This window comes from Thalassobacter sp., assembly GCF_982993085.1.
Window position 1 is genome coordinate 1,427 of sequence record NZ_CEZFMW010000196.1, and the last position, 2,059, is coordinate 3,485.

2 protein-coding genes and 1 pseudogene are annotated in these 2,059 nt (G+C 54.0%); all 3 read left to right on the forward strand.

Annotated elements, in window-relative coordinates; genetic code table 11:
- A pseudogene (locus AC4GMC_RS17720) lies at positions 1 to 405 on the forward strand (50S ribosomal protein L1); the annotation flags it as partial.
- 369 nt (positions 406 to 774) lie between these two features.
- The gene (gene rplJ / locus AC4GMC_RS17725; protein WP_038008927.1) at positions 775 to 1,287 is read left to right on the forward strand and encodes a 50S ribosomal protein L10; all 513 of its coding nucleotides are present in this window, start codon (positions 775 to 777) and stop codon (positions 1,285 to 1,287) included.
- A 72-nt stretch (positions 1,288 to 1,359) separates the two neighbouring features.
- On the forward strand, positions 1,360 to 1,734 hold the full coding sequence (gene rplL / locus AC4GMC_RS17730) for a 50S ribosomal protein L7/L12 (RefSeq protein WP_038008929.1): 375 nt from the start codon (positions 1,360 to 1,362) through the stop codon (positions 1,732 to 1,734).
- The last annotated feature ends 325 nt before the right edge of the window (positions 1,735 to 2,059 follow it).

Genomic DNA, 2,059 nt, shown 5'->3' on the forward strand with positions numbered 1-2,059 from the left:
GATCTGATGGAGCAGGTTCAGTCCGGCAAAATCGACTTCGACCGTTGCATCGCGACACCAGACATGATGCCCATCGTTGGTCGTCTGGGTAAAGTGCTTGGCCCCCGGAACCTGATGCCCAACCCCAAGGTTGGCACAGTGACCATGGACGTCAAACAAGCTGTTGAAGACGCCAAAGGCGGTCAGGTTCAGTTCAAAGCAGAAAAAGCCGGTGTTGTGCACGCTGGCGTTGGTAAAGCGTCTTTTGACGAAGCCAAGCTGGTCGAGAACGTGCGTGCTTTCGTCGATGCGGTCGCCAAAGCGAAGCCTACAGGCGCCAAAGGTTCCTACATGCAGAAAATCGCACTTAGCTCGACAATGGGCCCCGGTGTGACGATCAATGTGGACAATGCTGCGGGCAACTAAGGCCTCACATTGAATGTATTTGAAGGGGCGTGCCATTGGCGCGCCCTTTTGCGTAGTGAGCATATGCCCGCCGCATCAACGATGTTTCTTTGGCGTTGTCCTTTTCTTTCCTGCTCATAACGATTAAACGACCACCTAAGGACACCCCGTGCGATTCGTATGTGGTGTCTTTGTTCGTCCAAGACGGTGGGTGGTATGCGGCCAAAAGCCAATTCCGTAAATCCTGCCTGAGACGGGAAGAGACATTCGGTCCGCGTGGGAAATCACCCGGACATCCGTTTGCGACGACCCGTTCGGACATCATGTCCCGGCATCTGTTGGGGCAAAGTCTTGAGCCGGAGGGTCTCCCTCCAAACTTGGAGTATAACTGTGGATAGAGCCCAGAAAGAGAAACTGGTCGAGGAACTCGGCCAGATCTTCGAAAGCTCTGGCGTCGTTGTGGTAAGCCACTACGAGGGTATGACAGTTGCCGAAATGCAAGACCTGCGCGCTAAAATGCGTGAAGCGGGTGGGTCTGTGCGCGTTGCCAAGAACAAGCTCGCCAAAATCGCCCTGGATGGAAAGCCTTGCGCAAGCATCGCCAACTATCTGACGGGCATGACCGTACTCGCCTATTCGGAAGACCCTGTGGCAGCAGCCAAAGTGGTTAACGACTACGCTAAGGAAAACTCCAAACTGGAGATCCTTGGTGGTGCTATGGGTGACTCGGCACTGGACCTTGCCGGTGTGAAAGCCGTCGCAGCAATGCCATCTCGCGAGGAGCTTATTGCTTCCATCGTGGGTTGCATCGGTGCGCCAGCCAGCAACATCGCAGGAGCCATCGGCGCGCCTGCTTCGAACATCGCGAGCATTCTTTCGACCATCGAAGAGAAAGCTGCATAAGGCACTTTTCATATCGTCGTGGGGAATACCTCCAAGACGTTGGAACACATCTAATCAAACGGAAACAGTACAATGGCTGATCTGAAAAAACTTGCAGAAGAGATCGTGGGTCTGACCCTTCTCGAAGCACAAGAACTGAAAACCATCCTCAAAGACGAGTATGGCATCGAGCCCGCAGCTGGCGGCGCAGTGATGATGGCTGGCCCAGCAGACGCTGGTGCGGCTGCTGAAGAGCAAACCGAATTTGACGTTATCCTGAAAGCCGCTGGCGCTCAGAAAATCAACGTCATCAAAGAAGTCCGCGCCATCACTGGTCTGGGCCTCAAAGAAGCTAAAGAGCTCGTCGAAGCTGGTGGCAAAGCCGTCAAAGAAGGCGTCGACGCTGCAGAAGCTGAAGAGATCAAAGGCAAGCTGGAAGCAGCTGGCGCAGAGATCGAAGTTAAGTAATTGGGGAGGGGAGGGTTTAAAGCCTTCTCCACTAACCCTAATTAATGCGGCTGGACCCGGGCATTCCGGGTCCAGCCATACCTGTCTTGAAAAGCCCCTTTAGCCAAAGGGTTTTTTCAAGAAGAGGTTGTCAGGCGGAAGCGAGCCCCTGGGAAGGCACGCAAGAATTGTCTGGCTCTTTTCGTTTCGCAAGCGGCATGACGTGGCGTCCCAACCACGCTGTGCCAGCGAAAACTACGAGTGAAAGGTGAGCACCGCAAATGGCTCAAACGCACGCAGGCACCAAACGTATCCGTAAATACTTCGGCAAAATTGACGAAGTTCT

What these genes read in the sequence shown, in the direction of transcription:
- rplL (WP_038008929.1), top strand. Translation starts at nt 1,360, where the DNA reads ATGGCTGATCTGAAAAAACTTGCAGAAGAGATCGTGGGTCTGACCCTT.